Source organism: Aerosakkonema sp. BLCC-F183, from assembly GCF_041929145.1.
Taxonomy (GTDB): domain Bacteria; phylum Cyanobacteriota; class Cyanobacteriia; order Cyanobacteriales; family Aerosakkonemataceae; genus Aerosakkonema.
This window is the reverse complement of the sequence record NZ_JBHFNU010000072.1, coordinates 18,680-39,284: the sequence shown is the minus strand read 5'-3', so window position 1 is coordinate 39,284 and position 20,605 is coordinate 18,680. Positions and strand designations below refer to the sequence as shown.

Sequence of the window (20,605 nt, the reverse complement as noted above, 5' to 3'; positions counted from 1 at the left end):
GTGTTGTTAATTTATGTAAACTATTGTAACCTTTATTTTAAGCTTTATTAACAAATCTCTGAGTTTGTGAAATGAGTTCTGCTTTGGTAGAATATAAGACCCGCTTATCCATCCGAGAGCATTGCTTCTCCTTTGAAGTGGGGGCTCTTGCCAGCCAAAGGTGAAATGATATCAATCATCCCGTCCAACTTTTCGGCGAAGCAAGAGATCTGAACTGGGGCAGATTTCTCCAGTTCCGCAACTGCGTAATTCTGAGAAAAAGTTGCAAAAATTTACAAAAAATAGTGTATAGTTTTGCGGTTAACAAAAAAATGTTTAAGAAATCTACAATGCAATCTCGTTTGGTGGACTTCCTAGAGGATGAGTTGGCGATTCCTCCCGATTGGATATCATTGGCTCAAGCGAAGGGCGAACAAGACCCAAGTTTGTTACCGATGGTGCTTTGGCAATATGGATTGGTGACATTGGAACAACTCGATCGCGTGTTTGACTGGATGGAAGCAGAACCGCTTGCCACGCTCAACTAAACAATTTTCCAATCTTGGCGAAATCGTGAAGCAGCGTATAAAAGCAGGGGATAATAAACAAAGTTAACAAAGTCGCTAAGGATAAACCGGAAAAGACCACAACTCCCAAAGGTTGCAGAAACTCCGAGCCTTCGCCAATTCCCAAAGCAAGGGGAAAAAGCCCTAAAACTGTGGTAATGGTGGTCATAAAAATCGGTCGCAGGCGTTGGGGAGCGGCTTTTAAAATCGCGGTAGTGCGATCGCAACCTTCCCGATCCCGAATTTGGTTCGCCAGTTCCACCATAATAATGGCGTTGTTGACCACAATCCCCACCAGCAATACCGCACCGACTAAAACCGTCGCGCCGATCGCAGTTTGTGTGATGTAAAGTCCAAAAATTCCCCCAGCTAAAGCTAGCGGTACGGTCAGCATAATCACCAGCGGATCGATCAGCGAGTTGTATTGCACAGCCATAACTACAAAAACCAAGAAAGCCGCCAATCCCCCCAAAACTTTGAGGGTATTTTGCAACTGCTGATTGGTTTCGGCGGCAGCACTGGGTATGATGGTAACGCCATCGGGTAATTGCAAATCTGCCAGTACCGCATTTACCTGCGCGATCGCTTCGCTGAGATTCGCTCCCTTACTGAGACTGCCGGCAATGATAAACACCTGTCGCTGGTTAATCCGCTGCACTTCTCCCGGTGCTTGACCTTCTTCAATCCTAGCCACATCCCCCAAACGGATGAGATAATTATTGCTGACAAATAAAGGTATCTGTTCCAATTGGGAAGCACGCTGGATAGATTGGCGATCGAGTTGTACGCGCACATCGACCAAGCGATCGCCCCTTTGCAGCTGAGTTGGGACTTCACCTTCGATCGCCGTTTGGATCGTTTCGCCGATATCCCGCACGCTCAATCCCAGTTCGGCAATTCTCTCCCAGTCAGGACGGATTTGGATTTCCGGCTGTCGGGGGTCTGCATCCGGTCGAAACCTTGCCAGAGTAACGTTATCCATCGCCGCCAACACCTGCCGTCCGGCTTGTTGCAACGAACGCTCATCTTCTCCTTGCAGAATAATATCAATTTCCGCTCCCCGGACCGGCGAGTTAGTTAAAATAATCCCGCGCACTTGACCCGGACTGAGGCGCAACCGAATTCCAGCTAAATTGAGTTTTTCAAATTCCTGAGTGACTCGTTCCACAAAAGCTTCCACATCGCTACCGGGTTTGAGCGATATAGTACTGGAAGCGCGTAGGGGGTTTGCCGAAGTATTGCTGCCAAACAAAAAACCACCCACCGTCGAAAATACATAATCGGTTTCTGGCTGTTCGCGCAGAATCTCATCCACAATAGTCATCACTTTGCGGTTAGTTTCTACAGTCGTACCGGGAGGAAACTGGGCAAAGAGATTGGCTTGACCGGTATTGATGCGCGGTAAAATTTCTTGGGGAATTTGACCGCTCAACCAAATACTGCCACCCCCCAAAATTAGGAATGCCGTTGCTATTACTAATATGCGATACCGCAATATACCAAATAAGAAATTTTTGTAGCTGTTTGTCCCCGCATCAAAGCTCTCGTTAAATTTTCGCAGCGGCCAAAATTTACTCATCCCACTCGACCAACGTACAGCTAACAACCGAGAACTGAGGACGGGTACAACTGTGAGAGCGACTAAAAGCGATGCCGCTACGGAAAAGCTAATTGTGAGAATGAGTTCGTTGAATAATAGGGAGAAAAAACCGCCAATTAGCAAAAACGGTAACACAGAAACCAAGTTAGTAGTTGTTGATGCAACCAGAGCGGATTCTACTTCTCGACTGCTGCTTTCTGAGCGATCGATCACTTCTCTGGGACTCAGACGAGTGTTGCTATCTTTACCGGGAGTCATCCCGACACCTTCTGCGATCGTCTCCATCATCACGATCGAGTTGTCTACCACAATACCCACACCCAACGCTAAACCGCCTAAGCTGAAAACATTGATGGAAAGACCGAATAGCTGCATTAAGATAATTGCCGCGACAGTCGCTAAGGGAATGGCGATGACGATAATTAAAGTTTGACGCAGGGAACCGAGGAAAAGGAGAACTGCGATCGCCGCTAAAGCAGTACCGCTAAGTCCGGAACTTGTGACGTTGGAGATCGAATTTTGAATAAATCTCGATTCATCCAAAGTAGTCACTATTTGCATATCTTCCGGAATTAAACCGGATTTTCGCAATTCTTCCAGACGTTTTTTAACTCCTTCTACTACCTCGATCGTATTTGCATCCGGCTGCTTTTGCACGCTGACTTTAACTGCCGGTTGTCCGTTGAGAAAAACAAACACTCGCTGTTCTTCCATACCATCAATAACTTCGGCAAACTCTCGCAGGTAGACGCGACGCGAAGGTAGAGAAGAAGAAAGAGAGGGAGAGGGAGAAGCCGATACTTCAAAAGATAAGTTGCGAATTTCTGCCGCATCGCGAAAACGCCCTACCGTGCGAGTTAGCGGTTCTGAATCCTCCCCCCGCAAACGTCCCCCAGAAATATCTTGGTTGCGATCGCGCAGGGCGTTTAAAACACTTGTTAAACTCACACCTTGCGCCTGCAAGCGTTTGAGGTCGATCTTAACTCGCACTTCTTCCTGCACCCCACCGGCCACATCCACTCCGGCGACACCGGGTACAACACCTAGTTCGCGAGACAATTCCTCATCGGCGAATACGCGCAAATCCACATCTTGTAAGGAGGGAGATTGCAGGGCAAATTCGTATACCGGTTGTTGGGAAGGGTCGAATTTGAATAAACGCGGCTGTTCTATAATATCTGGCAATCTGCTGCGAGCGCGGTTGAAGGCAGCTGTCGCATCGTTCAAAGCTTGGTTGATATCTCCACCCGGTTCAAAGAACAAGTCTAAACTTACTTGTCCTTCGCGAGTTTGGGAATAAACTTGCACCACACCTTCCGTAGCGCTTAAAGCTTCTTCTAAAGGTTTGGTGATTTCATCGACTCCCACTTCTGGCGAAACTCCCGGTGCATCCAGTCGCACACCTATCCTGGGATAGGTGATGGAAGGCAATAAATCTACTTGCAGTTCGGTGAGAAAAAAGATGCCCAGCACCAGTACAGTTAAGGTGAGCATAAAGGTGCCGATGTGCTGGCGGATGGAAAGTCCGCTGAGGCTAAAATTGTTTGTCTTTGTTTCCTGCATTACTGCTGTTCCCTTCGATCGCCTGTTTCCGACAAAACGCTCAAGCGCACAGCATCGCCATCTTTCAAAGGCTTTTCGCTGCGAACGACATAACGTTCGCCCGGTAAGAGCCCTGAAAGAATTTCGACTCTGCCGTTAGCGCGATCGCCTAATAGCACTCTTCTGGCTTGAACTGTTCCTTGCCTACCTTCCGCGATCGCTACAAAAATAGTCCCGATCGACTCTGAATCGGGGACTCTTCCCTGCGAAACGCTCCCCCGCACTCCCGCTCCCGCACTCCCCCGCTCCCGCACTCCCGCACTCCCCTGCTCCCCTGCTCCCCCGCTCCCCTGCTCCCGCACTTCCGCACTCCCCCGCTCTCCCGCTCCCCCACTCCTGCCCCCCCCTGCTACCGATAAGGCCGTTTGCGGTACGATCGTCTTTGGCCTATCCAGTTGGGCAAAAGTCACCCGTGCCAGCAATCCACTGCCAATGCGATCGTTATTGTTGGGAATGATGATTTCGATCGGCACCTGACGAGAGGAAGCCTCCGCAGCTGGGGAAATACGGCTGACTGTTCCGGAGAAAGGCGAATTAGGAAAAGCATCTAACCGCACTTGCACAGACTGTCCCTCTCTAATATTGGATAGTTCCAACTCTGAAAGGTATACCACCACTTTCACGCTACTGAAATCACCCAGTCTGAGGATTTCACCCCCAGGCTGCACCAGATTTCCCGGCTCTGTCACCCGTTCCAACACTACACCTTTAATCGGAGATGTCACTCTGGCATAGGATTTGCGCTCTCGCGCTTGCGCCACGATCGCTTGTTGTGCTTTGACTCTCCCTTGAGCTGCGGCTACCGCCTGTTCTTCTGTGCGAATTTGTTCTTCGGCGGCGCGGAGGGCTTGTTCGGCGGTGCGAGCTGCTGTTTGCGACAATTCTGCATCTTGCTGGGAAATCGCTCCTTCCCGGTAGAGGAATTGCCGTCGCTTGGTGTCTACCTTTGACTGTTGGGATTCCAGCCTTGCTTGTTCGGCTTTTGCTTTGGCGTTGCTCACCTGCGTTTGAGCGCGTGCCACTTCTGACTGGCGGGCGGCTAGTTCCGCTTCCGCTTGCGTGACGGCTGTCAATAACAAGGCTTCGTCGAGTTGCGCCAGGATTTGGCCTCGCGCTACCGGATCGCCGATGTTGACGGCTAGGTTGAGCAGCCGTCCTTCTACCTGGGAGCGCAGGGAGACTTCGCGGATCGGTCTGGTGGTGCCTACGTATGTTGTTGGCTCTTGCAGAACTCCGGTGCGGGCGATCGCTACATCTACTGCCGCCGGACGGGATTCTGGCCTTGCAGCCCCAGATGGCTGAGATTGCGCCTCCGCTTCTACTTTTTCCGCATTGCCGCACGCGCTCAAAGCTAGCAGGAGCGAGGGAAATAGGGCGAAAGCCAAAACTTTTTTCGGGCGAGTTTTTTTCCTTCCCACAGATGAATGTAAGACCGACTTTCCAGAGTGCTTGGGTGTCATGCTTAGAAGAAATGTAACAAAGCTTGACACTTTAATAGCATACGGGGGAGACTGGCTTTTCGCTCTATTCCTAAAGTAATGTCCTTGCTTATTGAGTAATTTTGGCAAAAGTTATTGACTTTTGCTTGCAAAAGCATAAGACTCTAGTATGTGCTTATTGCCATTTTTTCTAGAAAAACTGGCAATAGTTTTTCGGTTTCCATAAAAAGTTGATTATGCTTTTGAAGAAAAAATTTTTACTGGGTGCAGGTGCTGCCTTACTAGCGCTGACAGGTATTACTATTAACGCACTTGACAAAATGCCCCAAGCTATGGCGCAGCGTACTGCTAGCGATCGAGTGCAACAACCTTTAGCGCAAGCAACTGCAAATCGTATGACAATAGTTCTCCCCGCTAGAGGAGACGGTGCAGACGCGCAAAGAAAAGCGAATGCAGTAGCGCAGTTTCTCTCGCGGGAGACGGGAATGTCGGTGGAGGCGATGGTAGCAGATGAAACAGCAGCTGTAGAAGCTCTGCGAGCCAATCGTGCGGATGTAGCATTCTTGAGCAGCCGTCCCGCTTTGAAAGCTGAGGAGCTGGCAAACGCTCGCTTGTATTTAGCAGAAGTGCGCCCCAATTATTCGGGTGGGTATACGTATCGCTCTGTGTTTGTTGTGCCCAGCAACAGTCCGCTCAGAAGCGGTGCTACGGCTGGGACCCTGCAACAACTGCGGGGAAAGAAAATGGCGTTTACTTCTCCTCTGGTAGCGGATTTATCTTCCCAGTGGGAGAATTGGTGAAGTTGGGATTGGTGGAAAATCGCGATCGTCTCAACGGTTTCTTCGGTCAAGTTTCCTACGGCAGCAACTACAGCGGCGCTTTGCAAGCAGTGCTGCGAGGGCAAGCCGATGTTGCCGCTGTGTCGGAATATGCTCTGAAACCTCCGTATATAACTGAGGCAGAAGGCAGTCGATTGCGGGTTCTTTATGCAATTAATAATGTACCTGCTCACGGCGTTTCTATTGACGATGATGTTCCCGCTGCTACGCGAGAAAAAATTATCAATGCGTTAATGAAGTTGAACGAGCCTGCAAACAATCAACTGCTGCGAGATTTGTATAATTCGACTAAATTGGTGAAAATCGATCACGCAGCTCACTTACAGCCTATGCGCGAGGCGCTGCAACGTGCAGGAATTCAGTAAAAAGGGCTAATGGGGAATTTGCAGATTGCAAATTTCAAATTGCAGATGCAAAAATTCAATTTGAAATCTGCAATCTTAAATTTGAAATTGCGACCAACGATCGATGATTGATGACTGATGACGATTGAATGCGAAAATCTAGAAACGCGCTACAGCGCTTCTCTGAGGCGTCCGATACTCAACGGTATCGATTGCACAATTAATGCTGGCGAGTTTGTCGCTTTGTTGGGACTCAATGGTGCGGGTAAGTCTACATTGTTAAGGGCAATGGTCGGTTTGGTGCCATTGCAACGCGGAATTATTCGCATTAATGGTGTGGTAACTTGTGGCAATTTTGTCGAGGGAGGGGATGACGGGCGAGACGCCCGTTCCACAAGAAGTTGTTCCACAACAAACACAAAAAATTTCTCTCTTGTGGAGCAGGCGTCCCGTTCCACAACAAACACAAAAAATTTCTCTCTTGTGGAGCAGGCGTCCCGCCTGCGATCGCGATGGCCCTTTGTCAAAACTGTCTCTACCAGACGCGACATCGGAATGTTATTTCAAGGCGGTGGGTTAATTCGTCAGCTATCTGCAATTGAAAATGTGCTGTGCGGACGCTTGGGAGGGCTACCGACTTGGCAAACTTTGTGGGGATTTCCGAAAAGCGATCGCCGTTTGGCGCTGGATTTATTAGCACAGTTGGGGTTGAAAGAGCAAGCTTATCAAAAAACCGGACAACTCAGCGGCGGACAGCAACAAAGAGTAGCGATCGCCCGCGCACTGATCCAAAATCCTCAGATTCTCCTCGCAGATGAACCCATCACAGGTTTGGATGTCATGGCAGCGAAACAAGTGATGGATATTTTATCAGATTTGCACTCCCAAAAAGGCATGACAATTGTGACGGTTTTGCACGATTTGAGCTTAGCATCTGCCTACGCAGAACGTGCGATCGTCCTCGATGCCGGTCGGATCGTTTACGATGGCCCCTGCCAAAACTTACAATCCCAGTTTGCAGAGTTTGTGCGATCGAACTAAGTAAAGTCAAAAGTCAAAAGTCAAAAGTCAAAAGTCAAAAAAAAGAATCTAGTTTAGAGATAATGACTAATGGCCAATGATCGATGACTAATCACTAATAACCAATGACCAATCACCGATGAAACATTTTGTGAGCTTTTGGAAGCGGTATTTCTGGGTTAATCGTTTACTGATTCTATGCGGTGTAATTTTAGTTTACGGTTGGGCATTACAAGGGCTGAAAGTCGATCTTACACTCCTCAAAAATAGCTGGCCTTATGTTACCGATTTTATATCGAGATTGTGGCCTCCCAATTTAGAAATATTAGATATTGCGGTTGTGCGATTAATTGAAACAATCCAAATGTCTCTGTGGGGAACAACAATCGGAGCAATTCTTTCCTTGCCGATCGCCATATTTTCCGCCCGCAATTTAGCTCCCCGTTGGCTGCAATTATTAGCTAACTTATTGCAAAATGCAGTGCGTTCTGTTCCTTCCATAGTTTTGGGATTATTGTTTGTTGCAGCCACAGGATTGGGTGCGCCAGCCGGAACTTTGGCTTTGGGAATTTATACTATTGGATATTTGGGTAAATTTTATCAAGAAGCAATAGAATCTATAGACCCGCGTTCCATAGAATCTTTGCAAGTGTCGGGTGCATCTTGGCTACAAATTGCCCAATACGGCATCTTACCGCAAGTACTGCCATTAGGATTGGGCTACACCTTATATATGTTTGAGTACAACATTCGCGCTGCTTCTGTACTCGGTGTAGTTGGCGCGGGAGGGATTGGCTTTGAATTAGTCAATTATATCAGAGGTTTTGAATACACAAAAGCAACAACTATGATGTTAGTGTTGTTAGTTGTTGTCACCTTAATTGATACTTTGAGCAGCAAATTGCGTCAACACCTAGAAGCGATGTAGTTTTCAAACTGTAGAAATTAACTTTATTATTGCAGTGGTAAGGAGGTTTTTGCCTAGCCATTATATTTTTGCGTGGCTTGGCCAATTCAGAATATATTAAGAGTAGTAGATAAACATATAACTTATGCTGAGTCGTGTGCAAGCACTCAACTATAGATGTTTGCGGTATATCGATCGCCCTTTGCTACCCTTCCAAGTGCTGATTGGGCCTAACGCCTCTGGGAAAAGTTCTTTTCTGGATGTTGTAGCGTTACTGGGAGATTACGTGCGCGAGGGACTAGATAATGCTCTGTTGCAAAACTTTCAAAATCCGATCGGACGTGCTACCAACGTTGACCAATTAATTTTCCATCAATCTGCACCAGGCTTTGAATTAGCCATAGAGTTAAGAGTTCCTGAAAAACTAGCATCTCGCTATCAATACGCTCGTTATGAAGTAGGCTTTACCAAAGAGGAAAACGGCGAACTAGCGATCGCAGGCGAAACTCTGTGGTTGCACAATGATGCAGAGAAAAATCTAGAAAAACCTGAAGAACAACGCTTACAGTTTCCCACGGAACCTGTCGCACCAAACACCCTATTTAAAGCACCAGGGAGAAACAGACCTCCCAGAGGCTGGCGTAAAGTTGTTAATAAAATACTCGAATCTGGGAACGACTATTTCCGTGGTGAATCTAGTGATTGGAACATGATGTTCAGATTGGGAAGTGGTAAGTCATCTTTGGGAGGGCTACCTCAAGATAAGCGATTTCCTATATCAATGTGGGTACGGGATATTTTGCTTCAAGGAATACATATTTTGGCGCTCAATAGTATTGCTATGCGCCGTCCTTGCAGTCCTTCTGAAGTGCGTACCTTCAAAGTCGATGGCTCAAACTTACCTCTTGTAGTTCAAGATTTAGAGAAAAATAACCCGGAAGTATTTCGAGACTGGGTGGCGCATATTCGTACCGTATTAACAGATGTGCAAAAGATCCTTGTTCAAGAACGATCGGAAGACAAACATTTATATTTAGCCATCCAATATAAATCTGGTGGTGAACCAGTTCCATCTTGGTTACTTTCTGATGGTACTCTCCGGATGCTGGCTCTCACCTTGCTGGCTTATATACCATTTCATGAAGGAATTTACTTAATTGAAGAACCAGAAAATGGCATTCACCCCAAAGCGATCGAAGCAGTTTTTTTGTCCCTTTCTTCTGTTTATGATAGTCAAATCTTACTAGCGACTCACTCCCCATTGTTTTTAGCTTTAGCTAAAACAGAGCAAATGTTGTGTTTTGCGAAAAACCCTTCCGGAGCTATAGATATAGTATCTGGAGATAAGCACCCAAGCTTGCAAAACTGGCACGGTCAAATTTCCCTTGCAACCCTTTATGCAGCTGGGGTGCTGGGATGAAAGACTTGGTAGTATTAGTAGCAGACAGCCAGCAGGAAGCAGTTATTAACACATTACTAGAAGAACGGTACAGATCTTTGGGAATTCGACAGCTTCAGAAGGAGCAAAACTTTGCAATTTATGCTCATCCTAATAGAGATCCAGGGGTTTATGGCGAAGCATCTCAGTTTCTCAGTCTGTATCTTAACCAGTTTACTTATGCTTTAGTTTTATTAGATGCTGAATGGAAAGGTAGCCCAGGTGCTAGTCAAATTAAAGAGAAAGTCCAAACCTCTTTAAATCAAAATGGTTGGTCAAATCGCAGTGCAACTATTGTCATCGAGCCAGAACTAGAAATTTGGGTGTGGTCATCGTCAGATGTAGTTCCTAACGTTTTGGGAAAGTCTTGGGATGAGATTCGCAATATTGCTCAACAGAAAAACTATTGGCAACAAGAGGCTATAAAACCGCATCGCCCGAAAGAACTGATGGAAGAAGTTTTGCGCCAAGCACGCAAACATCCCTCTGCTAATTTATTTATAAACTTGGCTAAAAAGGTATCGCTTGTAAGATGTGAAGACGCTGCTTTTCAGGAATTAAAAGAGAGATTGCAAGAATGGTTTCCGCCGCAGTAGATTTCAATATGGATACTTTGAGCAGTAAACTGCGTCAACACCTAGAGCGCCAGTCCAGTAAAAGTGGTTGACAAAACATGATAGATATGTATGCGGATAGAGACCTCGGCAGGGCGAAGCATATGCCTGCCGGCAGGCTATCGCCTACGGACATAAAAATTGTTGCAGATGGCGCGATCGATTGTCGCCCGAATGCTTCGCCCCTACATAATACATATTTCGTTGTTTTTGTCAATTTATTCTAGTGGACTGGCGCTCTAGAAGCGATGTAGTTTTCAATCGTGGTAAAAAACCGGGTTTCTTGCAATCCAAAAACCAAAATTGCGTTGCTTTTATACAGAGAAACCCGGTTTCTGGCATTGTTATTTTTTAGTTTTAACTGTTCCATTCGTAGATGCAAGATTACCACCTACTAATTCATTTCCATAAACTCCTTTCGGTCGCAGCAATTCGGAACGGAAAGATTGGCGAATTTGAATATGCAAATATCGCTGTTGTAAAGGTTGCCACTGCTGCCACGCTTGATAACGGCTTTCTGCAAGTTTTTCAGATATATCGCGAGGCAACTTGTCAGTTTTTGAACCCAAAGCTTCGGCAAGAAATTCAGCTAAAACTACGCTATCTTGAATTTCGCCTAATATGCTTTGGATGGTTTTCATGTCTTCTAAATAAGCTTGATAAGTGGCTCCGTAGAAGTTAGTAAATAGTTCCATTTGATAGCGCACTCGTTTGGTTTGTTTGCGTAGGCTGTGCAGAGCTTCTCCATGCACTGCTAATTCTTGTTCTACGGCTTTATGGCTCATATCTTTAAGCAGATGAATTTCTGCTTTTTCAGCTTTGGTTCCCACCAGCCAGCCTGGATGAAGCAACAGTTCGCTGATTTGCGGCAGCAATAAATCTGGTAGCACTTCCAGAATTGGTAAATTAGCCATTTCGCGATAACTGGGTTGTTCTAGCCAATCTAGAAAAGCTCGCTTCATATTCAGATAACGCGACTTTTCTAGAGTGGATTTTACATCTTTAAAAGCTGGTTGACGCTGTTGAGCTAAATAATCTAAAGCAGTATCTACAACTTTCTGTTCCGACTTGGGTAACTCCGGTCGGTAATGGCTTTCAAGGCTTTCCTGAAGAACGTCTAAATCTCTCAGTATTCCTAAAGTGCGAGCAATTTTGCCAATAATTTTCTCTTGAGCTTCTTTAGGCAAATTTAAAGCGGGTGCAAAACCGGTTACGGCTGTACGCAGGCGACGCATACCGACGCGCATTTGGTGCAAGGCTTCGGGATCTTTATCTTTGAGAACATCTGCTTCGTGCTTGAGGGTTTTGTGAAAGTGTTTCTCAACTGCCAAGTAAGCCCAGTCGCCTAAAGTTTTTGCTTTTGTTGGGGTATCTACTGTCATAGTTAGTTCTCCAATTATTTGCGTCGCTAGCAATAAAAAGCCTGGTGTTAAGATGAGCGGGCTAGAAAAGTTTTTTGATTGTGTTAATTAAGCTATTGTTAACTATTGACCAATTGGTCTAGCCAAGGCGGGTTAATTAAATCGTGGGGGCTAGAAACCCACAAGTCATAGCGGGTAACCGTTTCTCCAGTTTCCAAGTTTTTAATAAATGGTCTGCCAGTCCAAATTTGACAACTACATAGCTTTTTGGGAAAAGCGAGTTGAAAACCTCCCTCTATGGGTAGAATTTCAAAAAACTCGATGTGCCAGTGCGCGGGTTCGATCGCAACGTACTTTTGAGATTTTTTTGCACTTTCGCCATTTCCGTTACGGGGTGCAATGGGAGTAGGATCGATCGCCGTCGGCAAAAAATCGATATCTAATAAGTAGGGTTTCATTCCGCAGGCTTCTACAAACGCCAGTACCTGCTGCCAATCGTAAACAGGAGGCGAATCGCAGTCTACAGGAGTATTATCTGCAAAGCAGTTTCCTCCCAAAAGCCAAACGAGTTTGGCTAAAATGGCTTCCAGCCTGGGCCGATCGCTTTGCAAAACTGCCACATCTTCAGGTAAAAGAATTCGACCGGGAACGCACCACCAGTACTCCCAAGATACCAGCGGATTGAGAGGGATGAGGCGTTTGATGATACCGGGAATGCGATCGCGCAGCTGAATTTCCCTGATTTCCTCAGTAGATGCTACCTCCGTATCGGGAAGGTGTCGCATCAGGTTGTCATGCAAAGGATGTTGCTGTGCAAGCAGCATCTCGTTTGGTATAAAGCCATCCAAGTGCAGCATAAGGACTTTTTCTATTGGTTAACGGGTAGCGACAGATCTCTACCTTCTACTTAATAACTATCATTGATTACCGACTAGCGAGCTAATTTTTTACTAAACTTTTGGAGAGCCATCCCTCTTCCCCAGCCCCTAACCCCGACGCCCCAGCTATATCTACGCAAGAGCCGGTAATCGAATCGTGAAAGTGCTACCTTTGCCCAATTCGCTTTGTACGCTCAAGCTGCCGCCATGCGTGCGAGCGATCGCATTGGCGATCGCCAATCCCAATCCCGCCCCACCTGTACCTCGCGAGCGATCGCTGTTGACTCGATAGAAGCGATCGAAAATTCTGTGCTGTTCGTTCTGTGCAATACCAATACCAGTATCTTGGATATGAATTAGAGCATAGCGATCGCTGCGATCCAAGACAACAATTACCTGACCGCCAGCAGTTGTATATTTAATACCATTGACAATTAAATTAGAAATCAAGCGATAAAGTCGATCGGGGTTGCCCAAAACATTGAGTGAATTAAATACTCGAATATCGGCAGTCAGCTTTACCTCAGCAGAAAGCGCCAACGCTGTAAATTCCTCTATGAGATCTTCAACCATATCGTTGAGGCAACAAACTTGACTTTGCATCGGCAGATTTTGTCGATCCAAACGAGCCAATAAAAGCAAATCGGTGACTAAATTTGTCAGCCTAAAGTTTTGACGCTCTATAGTTTGGAGAATATCTCGCGCCTCTGTTTCATCTAAGTGAGGCATCAACAGCGCTGATTCTACAGTAGCGTGCGTGGCGGCTAAAGGTGTCCGCAATTCGTGGGCAGCATCGGCTGTAAACTGTTGAATTTGTCTGTAGGATTGGTAAATCGGCTGCATTGCTAAACCCGCTAACCACCAGCTAGAAACCGCTATCAAAACGATTGCCATTGCCAATCCCAACCACAAAATCAATTGCACTGTATTGAGGTAATCGTCTAAATCTTTGAGGTTTCGCCCCACCTGTATGTATCCCCAATCTGCCTGAGAATCGGTATGCAGCGCTACGGAAATTTGATGATAGCGATTGCCTTTACTATCTTGTAGAGTTTGCCAAAGTTCCTTGTTTAATTGCAGGGGCAATCCCTCTGGATAATCTCCCGCTATAGCGATCGGACGACCGAAATTATCAAATAAACGAACATAATAACTGCCTTGATTAATAATGCCTAAAGTATGGCGTGGGGAACTCAACTGCTCTTTTTGGCAGTTGGTTCCTATTTGACATATATTTGGTAATAATCGCTGTAAAATTGGCTCTAAGCGTCCGGGTTGCTTGAGTTTCAATTCGAGGCTGTCGTGCAACGTTCCCGCCACAGACTCGATTTCCCGGTCTAAAGCTACCAAATGGGCATGAGCGATCGCATTGTAAACGCCTATGCCGCACAAGCTCAAAATCAAAGCCATAACTCCTGCATACCAGGAAGCTAACCGCCAACGAGTCTGGTTAAATAGTTTATTTTGATTCATCACTCAGATTGAGACGATATCCCATTCCGTGTATAGTTTCGATGGGAATCGTGCAGTCATTAGAAGACAGTTTGCGTCGCAGCAAACGCATTTGCGCCGCTACTACATTACTAACTGGTTCTGCACTCATTTCCCAAAGCTGATTGCGAATTCGATCGCTGGTAACAATTTGATTTGGATGTTTCATCAAATATTCTAACAACTGAAACTCTTTAGTGGTGAGGGAAATCGCCTGCCTATTGCCATTGGATTGCTGAAGAGAAACTGCGTAACTACCATAATCTAAAGTGAGATTTCCCACAGTTAGTTGTTGGGGTTGAAATTGAGGCGATCGCCGCTGCAAAGCGCGTAACCTTGCTAACAGTTCTGCCATCCCAAACGGCTTCACCAAATAATCGTCCGCACCAGCATCTAAACCAGCTACTTTATCTTCCATTCGGTCTTTAGCTGTCAGCATTAACACAGGCAAAGAATTGCCCTTAGACCGCAGTCGCTTGCACAAGTCTAATCCGGATATTCCTGGCAGCAACCAATCGAAAATAGCTAGGGTGTATTGAGTCCACTGATCTTGTAGATAATCCCAAGCTTCTTGACCATCTTGCGCCCAGTCAACTACATACTTTTGCTGGTGCAATGTGCGCTTAATAGCCGCCCCTAAATCGGGTTCGTCTTCAACTAGCAAGACTCTCATAAAATTAGTTTCTATTTGTTAAAGTTAAAACGACCGTTCACTGTTTCGCCATTAATATCGGCAATCATCTTGACCTGATACTGACCGGGTGCTGTTTCGGGAAGTAAAACAGCGTAGTGTTTGCCCTCAGCATCATAAGACAAGTTTACAGTTTTCTGCGTTCCATCCGGTAACTGAACTAAAGCTGTTACTTTCGCATTAGGTACTGGTTCGTGGTTGTCACCTTTTTGTAAATAGAAATCTAAATGAGTTCCGTTTTGTTCTTTCTCCGGAACAAACTCTAGGTGATAAGTTCCCGTCTCGACTACTTGACCTCCTTTTGATGATTGGGAATGGTCTGATTTTGCAGCTGTTTGATTTGTCGATGTGTTGGGAGTAGAAGACTGAGTTTGAGAGGGAGAAGAGGCGACAGAGTTAGCGGGGTTGCTAGTTGAATTACTTCCTTGGGTTCCATTACTACAAGCTGTCAGTAAAAGCAACCCTACGCTGCCGAAAACAATTAAGCTGGTGTTTAGCGATTTCATACTGTTTGCTCCTTGAGTGTAAAAGTTATAAATTGTACCGATTTGTGAAAAATCAAATTAAGATGAAATTCCGGCATGAGTAGCGCTCTCCTGTTCGTAAACAGATAGAGTTCGTTTCGGCATGAAAAATTTTCCAAATTTAGCGTATAAAGCGGGCAACACTACGAGCGTTAATGCCGTAGAAGTAAACAAACCACCCAATACTACTATAGATAGCGGTTGCAGAATTTCCTTACCTGGGCCACTTTCAACTACCAAAGGTGCTAAACCTAAAGCCGAAGTAAAAGCGGTCATTAAAATAGAATTTAGCCGTTCCATCGAACCTTTAATCAAAACTTCTTTCAAAGGCATTCCTTCAGCATATTTACTATTGTAGTTATCCACCAGTAACAAGCCGTTACGAGTGGCTACTCCAAACAAAGTAACAAAGCCAACTAAGGAAGCGATCGAAACAATTCCCCCACTCATAGCCACCGAAAATACTCCTCCCACTAATGCCAACGGCAAGTTAATCGCAATCATGATGGTAGAGGGAATAGATTTGACGGAAAGGTACATGATGATGGTAATTGCAACAAAGGCGATCGCACTGAAAATTAAGATATTTTGCGTGGCTCTTTCTTGCGCTTCAAATTGACCTGAATACTGGATGTAGTAACCGGAGGGTATTTGCAATTGTTGCTGAATTTTCTGTCTAATCTCGTTAACGATCGAGCGTAAATCTCTGCCGCTAGCATTAGCAGAAACAACTATCAAACGAGAAACATTCTCGCGGTTGATAGTATTTGGCCCAGTACCGCTGTCAATGGTGGCTACTTGTGCCAAGGGAATTTTATTACCGTCAGGAGTATCAACTAGCAAGTTGCTAATAGTATCCAGGTTTTGACGTGCTTCTGGCTTTAACCAAACAACTAAATCGAACGTTTGTTGTTTTTCTAGAACTTGCGATACCACTCGCCCATTTAGTGCTGTTTCAATTGTTTCAGAAAGCTGTCCAATTGTCAAACCATATCGAGAAGCAGCAGCGCGATTAAAGTTTATCTGAATCTGTTCGATCGGTACTTGTGGTTCTAACTGCAAATCTACAATTCCATTGACAGTTTTCATAATATCATTTACTTCTCCCCCAAGAGTGCGAAGTTTATCTAATTCTGGGCCGAAAATTTTGATCGCGATCGCACTCCTCACCCCAGACAGCACCTCATCCATCCGGTGTGAAATAAAACCCCCAATATTCGGCGCTACTCCCGGTAATTTAGCAAACTCTTCCCGCAGCTTTTCAATGGTTTTTTCCCTATGTTTCATTCCCTCTTCACTTAACTCTATATCCAAATGCCCCAAGTTAACCCCCGCTGCATCCCCATCTCCCGGCGCACGTCCGGAACGCAATTGCACATAAGGAAATCTGGGGTCATTTTTCAGCGCATCTTGAAGTGCAAAACCCGCACTATTTGTAGCCTCCAAAGACATACCGGGATATAGCATTAAAGTATTCACCAAAGTTTGCTCTTGAAACTCCGGTAAAAATATCCTTCCCAAGGAAGGAACTATTACAATTGCCGCTATCAAACTAGCAATAGCTAAAGCTATAATAATTCCAGAAAACCTCACAGAAAACTTTAAAATAGGATAATAAAGCGACTTAAAAAACCTTGCTACCCAAGGTTCTCTTTCTGGCAAGTAACCGTGAGGTAACAAAATCGCGCACAAAGCTGGAGTTACTGTTAGCGCAATCAAACTAGATGCCACAACTGCGGCAATATAACCGAGTCCCATTGGAATAAAAATGCTGCCTTCAACGCCGCTCAAAGCGAAAACGGGAGAAAAGACTACTAAAGTAATAATAGTAGCTCCAAATACGGAATCGCGCACCTCTTGACAACCATCAAATACCACATCTAAAACCGGGCGCGGATGGGGGGAATATTTATTTTCTCGCAAACAACGATAAACATTTTCTGCATCGACAATGGCATCATCAACGGCTGAACCGATCGCAACGGCTAAACCTCCCAAGGTCATTGTATTTAAACCTTGTCCCCACCAATTCAGCATCATCACTCCCACTAGCAACGATAAAGGTAATGCTGTTAAACAAACAGCGAGATTGCGCCAATTCATTAAAAACGGAATCAGGATAAGGGCAACGATAATAGCACCTTCAAATAATGCTTCTCGCACATTTTCTATGGAAGAATCGATGTAGTTTTCCTGACGGAATGTAGCGGTGACTTTAATATCTTTAGGTAAACCTGCTTTTATTTCTTCCATTGCCGCTTCAATGGCACGGGTAACGGTTGGTGTATCGGCAAGAGGTTGTTTATTAACCATCACAATAACTGCCTTTTGACCGTTAAAACTACCATCACCTCGTTTGATACCTGCACCTATTTGCACATCAGCGACATCGGATATATTGACGGGCGTGCCATTGCGTGCAGTAATTACCGATCGCCCTAATTCTTCGATCGATTCAATTCGCCCAATTCCCCGAATTAATTTTTCGCGATCGGGTTCGATCGCATAACCGCCTGGAGCATTGACATTGGCGGCTTTTCCTGCTTCCACAACATTTTCTAGAGAAACATTAAAAGCTTTCAGTTTTTCCGGGTCAACTAATACTTGATATTGGCGAATGTCACCGCCATAAGCGACAACCTGACTGACACCCGGCACAGCTAAAAGGCGATTGGTTACTTGCCAATCAACGATGCGCCGCACTTCCATCAAATCGATTTGAGATTGGGCGGTTTCGTTGGGAATAGTGAAAGCATATTGCAGTACCGTGCCTACAGGAGAACTAATAGGAGAAATTTGCGGGATTTCTACTCGTTCAGGCAATTTACTTTGTGCTTGTTGCAATCGATCTGTTACTAATTGTCGAGCTAAATAGATATCAGTTTCCCAATTAAAGATAATTTTGACAACGGAAATTCCCGCCGCACTGGCAGAACGTACTGCTGTTACTCCCGGAGTCCCGTTTACCGAACTTTCAATCGGTAAAGTTACGAGGGATTCGACTTCTTCGGGAGCAAGTCCCGGTGCTTCGGTTTGAATTTCGACTTGGGGTGGTGCAAAGCTGGGAAATACATCTAAAGGCATTTGGATAATGGTACGAAATATCCAAATCGTCACCACAATTGCACCTAAAATAACTAACCAACGACGGGCGATCGCCCATTTGATAATCGCACTAAGCATTGTCGTAATAGGAACTCGTAACTGGGGGATTGGCGAGGGATTAGCAATTATAGCGAATTGCTTTCTCAGTGAGGTACGATTATTCGCAACATCATAAATTATTTATTTTTACCGCAGATGAGTGCAGATAAACGCAGATGAACGCAGATTAAAGGTGTACCACAAGCGATTGCAATCTGCTGTAGTAATTACCGCTTTTCTAATGCTTGCAATTCATAAATCGGAATGTCGGATTCTGAATAGTTTGTCGGCAATGGACGATGCTGAGTGCGACGAGTTGCCCAAACAGTACCTCCCCAAAAAGTAAAAACTGCGATCGCACCACCAGCAGGTATCGCCCACCACCAAGAAATTGGTAACTGGGTAAGTGAAGGAGTGCGGGAGTGCGGGAGTGCGGGAGTGGGGGAAGCATTATGTACATTTTCTCCTGCTTTTTTAGAGTCACCGCGTAAAGATTGTGCATAAAGTTGCGGTGCGCGTTGAGTGACTACCAAATCTCCCTCAAACAAACCTGTTTTCACTTCCACCATATCCCCAGAAGTTTGACCTAAAGTAACTTCAACTGGTTGATAGCTATTACCGTTTTGTAAGTAAACCAGTTTCTTACCATTTGCTTCCACTACAGCAGAATTGGCAATCGCCAAAATCGGTGTAGCTGTCTTATCTGTTAACACTTCCAATTCTGCAAACGTACCCGGTTTGAGGATGCCGCTATAGTTTTCTAATTGAGCTTTTACAGGCACTACTCGCGTTTCGCTTTCTACCGCCGAACCAATTACGGTAATATTTCCCCTAAAGGTTTGGTTCGGTAAACTGGCAACTTTCACATTTACCTGCTGACCGATTTTGATTTTATCTAAATCTTTTTCATAAATATTCGCAGTCGCAAAAACCTGACTGTCATTCACAATCGTCATTAACTTGTCGCCCGCATCCTCAAATGATTGACCGAGGCTAACTTCTCTGTCCGCAACTCTGCCAGAAATAGGTGCAGTCACCGTCACCAATCCTTTATCGTTAGCGCGAGTTCCTAATTGCTGCAATCGAGTTTGATAGGTGGCATTACTCAGTTTTAGACGAGATTGTGCCACTTCAACAGCCGATCGAGCGCGTTTTAGTTGCGCTTCCGCTTCTAATACTTCTCGGCGGCTGAGAGCTTTGGTAAGTTGGGCTTTAGCTTCTGCTAATTTCCCTTCCGATTCTCGCAATTCCCGGAGAGGCAAATCAACTTCGGCGCGTTTTACCTGGCTTTCTGCTTCAAGAACATTCGGACGACTTAAAGCTTTGGCGAGGTCAGCTTTGGCTTCTTGCAAATGGGCTTGGGATTCCAGCATTTGCCGTCGTGGGAGAGCGCCTTTTTCGACTAATTCTTTATCGCGATCGTACTGTTCTTGTGCGACTGACAATTCAGTTTTAGCTCGCGCTATTTCGGCGTCGGCTATTTGAATTTGACTTTGATAATTTTCTTGAGCTACTTTTAATACTGCTTGACGATCGACTAAAGTTTTATCGCGATCGTACTGCGATTGCGCCGCTGTTAGTTGAGTTTGAGCTTGTGCTATTTCGGCATCCGATATTTGACGCTGACGCTGATAATTTTCTTGAGCTAGCTTCAAATTTGCTTGAGCTTGTTGCAAATCTGCTTGAGCCTCAGCTTGTTTTTCCTCAGAATTAACTCGCAGTTCCACTAATTCCGGCGCAGCAACGACAGCGACCGGTTGACCCTGTTTTACAACTGCACCCGGTTCTACTAATAACTCAACTACTTTTCCGGGAATTGGCGCTGTGACTTCTACTTTTTTGCTGGGTAGGGTTTCAATTATTCCGGTAGTTTTAATACTAACAGCTAACTGCTGACGGTTAACTGGTTCTACTTTAATTTGCAGCCGTTTTGCCGTTTCTGCATCAACTTGAATAGACTCAGTTGACTGAGAAGCTTCTGTTCCCTCTTGATGAAATTCATCCCCATGTCCCGCGTGGGCTAATGCTGCTGCGGGAGTCATTAACAAAATCAGACTCAGGAGTGTTCCAGAAATCCAAGAACGCGAGCCGGGTGATGGATAATGGTAACAGTGCTGCATCATTGGCATCTTCCTCGTGCAAAGAACGGTTGGCTGTAACCGAGATGG

14 protein-coding genes and 1 pseudogene are annotated in these 20,605 nt (G+C 45.4%); 6 read left to right on the top strand and 9 right to left on the bottom strand.

Features of this window, described 5'->3' with window-relative positions; translation table 11 throughout:
- The first annotated feature begins 311 nt into the window (after positions 1-311).
- Entirely contained in the window at positions 312-527 is a 216-nt protein-coding gene (locus ACE1CD_RS21595; RefSeq protein ID WP_374826199.1) for a DUF2949 domain-containing protein, read from the top strand.
- Here the strand turns inward: ACE1CD_RS21595 and ACE1CD_RS21590 are convergent.
- Together ACE1CD_RS21590 and ACE1CD_RS21585 are read right to left on the bottom strand one after the other, a co-directional pair.
- Positions 520-3,708 (bottom strand): efflux RND transporter permease subunit, encoded by a 3,189-nt coding sequence (locus tag ACE1CD_RS21590; RefSeq protein WP_374826198.1) that lies wholly within the window; start codon positions 3,706-3,708, stop codon positions 520-522. The genes ACE1CD_RS21595 and ACE1CD_RS21590 overlap by 8 nt on opposite strands.
- On the bottom strand, positions 3,708-5,207 hold the full coding sequence (locus tag ACE1CD_RS21585; RefSeq protein ID WP_374826197.1) for an efflux RND transporter periplasmic adaptor subunit: 1,500 nt from the start codon (positions 5,205-5,207) through the stop codon (positions 3,708-3,710). The genes ACE1CD_RS21590 and ACE1CD_RS21585 overlap by 1 nt, the downstream gene beginning before the upstream one ends.
- A 215-nt stretch (positions 5,208-5,422) precedes the next feature.
- Between ACE1CD_RS21585 and ACE1CD_RS21580 the strand changes: the two are divergent.
- From ACE1CD_RS21580 to ACE1CD_RS21560, 5 genes and pseudogenes are all read left to right on the top strand, one after another.
- Positions 5,423-6,390: pseudogene (locus ACE1CD_RS21580) on the top strand (phosphate/phosphite/phosphonate ABC transporter substrate-binding protein).
- A 117-nt stretch (positions 6,391-6,507) separates the two neighbouring features.
- Positions 6,508-7,410, top strand: coding sequence for a phosphonate ABC transporter ATP-binding protein (locus ACE1CD_RS21575; protein ID WP_374795292.1), 903 nt, complete (start codon positions 6,508-6,510; stop codon positions 7,408-7,410).
- Between the two features lie 118 nt (positions 7,411-7,528).
- Positions 7,529-8,317, top strand: coding sequence for a phosphonate ABC transporter, permease protein PhnE (phnE, locus tag ACE1CD_RS21570; protein WP_374795291.1), 789 nt, complete (start codon positions 7,529-7,531; stop codon positions 8,315-8,317).
- Between the two features lie 124 nt (positions 8,318-8,441).
- On the top strand, positions 8,442-9,716 hold the full coding sequence (locus ACE1CD_RS21565; RefSeq protein ID WP_374795289.1) for an AAA family ATPase: 1,275 nt from the start codon (positions 8,442-8,444) through the stop codon (positions 9,714-9,716).
- The gene (locus ACE1CD_RS21560) at positions 9,713-10,330 is read left to right on the top strand and encodes a hypothetical protein (RefSeq protein WP_374795288.1); all 618 of its coding nucleotides are present in this window, start codon (positions 9,713-9,715) and stop codon (positions 10,328-10,330) included. Before ACE1CD_RS21565 ends, ACE1CD_RS21560 begins: the two co-directional genes overlap by 4 nt.
- A gap of 362 nt (positions 10,331-10,692) precedes the next feature.
- On the opposite strand, the gene ACE1CD_RS21555 is transcribed toward ACE1CD_RS21560, so the two are convergent.
- From ACE1CD_RS21555 to ACE1CD_RS21525, 7 genes are all read right to left on the bottom strand, one after another.
- A complete protein-coding gene (locus ACE1CD_RS21555) occupies positions 10,693-11,730 on the bottom strand; it encodes a CHAD domain-containing protein (RefSeq protein WP_374795286.1) in 1,038 nt (345 codons plus the stop codon).
- Between the two features lie 98 nt (positions 11,731-11,828).
- On the bottom strand, positions 11,829-12,566 hold the full coding sequence (locus tag ACE1CD_RS21550) for a hypothetical protein (RefSeq protein WP_374795284.1): 738 nt from the start codon (positions 12,564-12,566) through the stop codon (positions 11,829-11,831).
- 153 nt (positions 12,567-12,719) lie between these two features.
- Positions 12,720-14,060, bottom strand: coding sequence for a two-component system sensor histidine kinase RppB (gene rppB / locus ACE1CD_RS21545; RefSeq protein ID WP_374795283.1), 1,341 nt, complete (start codon positions 14,058-14,060; stop codon positions 12,720-12,722).
- Entirely contained in the window at positions 14,047-14,751 is a 705-nt protein-coding gene (gene rppA, locus ACE1CD_RS21540; RefSeq protein WP_374795282.1) for a two-component system response regulator RppA, read from the bottom strand. Before rppA ends, rppB begins: the two co-directional genes overlap by 14 nt.
- A gap of 11 nt (positions 14,752-14,762) precedes the next feature.
- Positions 14,763-15,275, bottom strand: a complete 513-nt coding sequence (locus ACE1CD_RS21535; protein WP_374795281.1) for a hypothetical protein — start codon at positions 15,273-15,275, stop codon at positions 14,763-14,765.
- Between the two features lie 57 nt (positions 15,276-15,332).
- The gene (locus ACE1CD_RS21530) at positions 15,333-18,476 is read right to left on the bottom strand and encodes an efflux RND transporter permease subunit (RefSeq protein ID WP_374826196.1); all 3,144 of its coding nucleotides are present in this window, start codon (positions 18,474-18,476) and stop codon (positions 15,333-15,335) included.
- A 188-nt stretch (positions 18,477-18,664) separates the two neighbouring features.
- Positions 18,665-20,557 carry an efflux RND transporter periplasmic adaptor subunit gene (locus tag ACE1CD_RS21525; protein ID WP_374826210.1) on the bottom strand — a complete coding sequence of 631 codons (1,893 nt, stop codon included), beginning with the start codon at positions 20,555-20,557 and terminating at the stop codon, positions 18,665-18,667.
- Between the last annotated feature and the right edge of the window lie 48 nt (positions 20,558-20,605).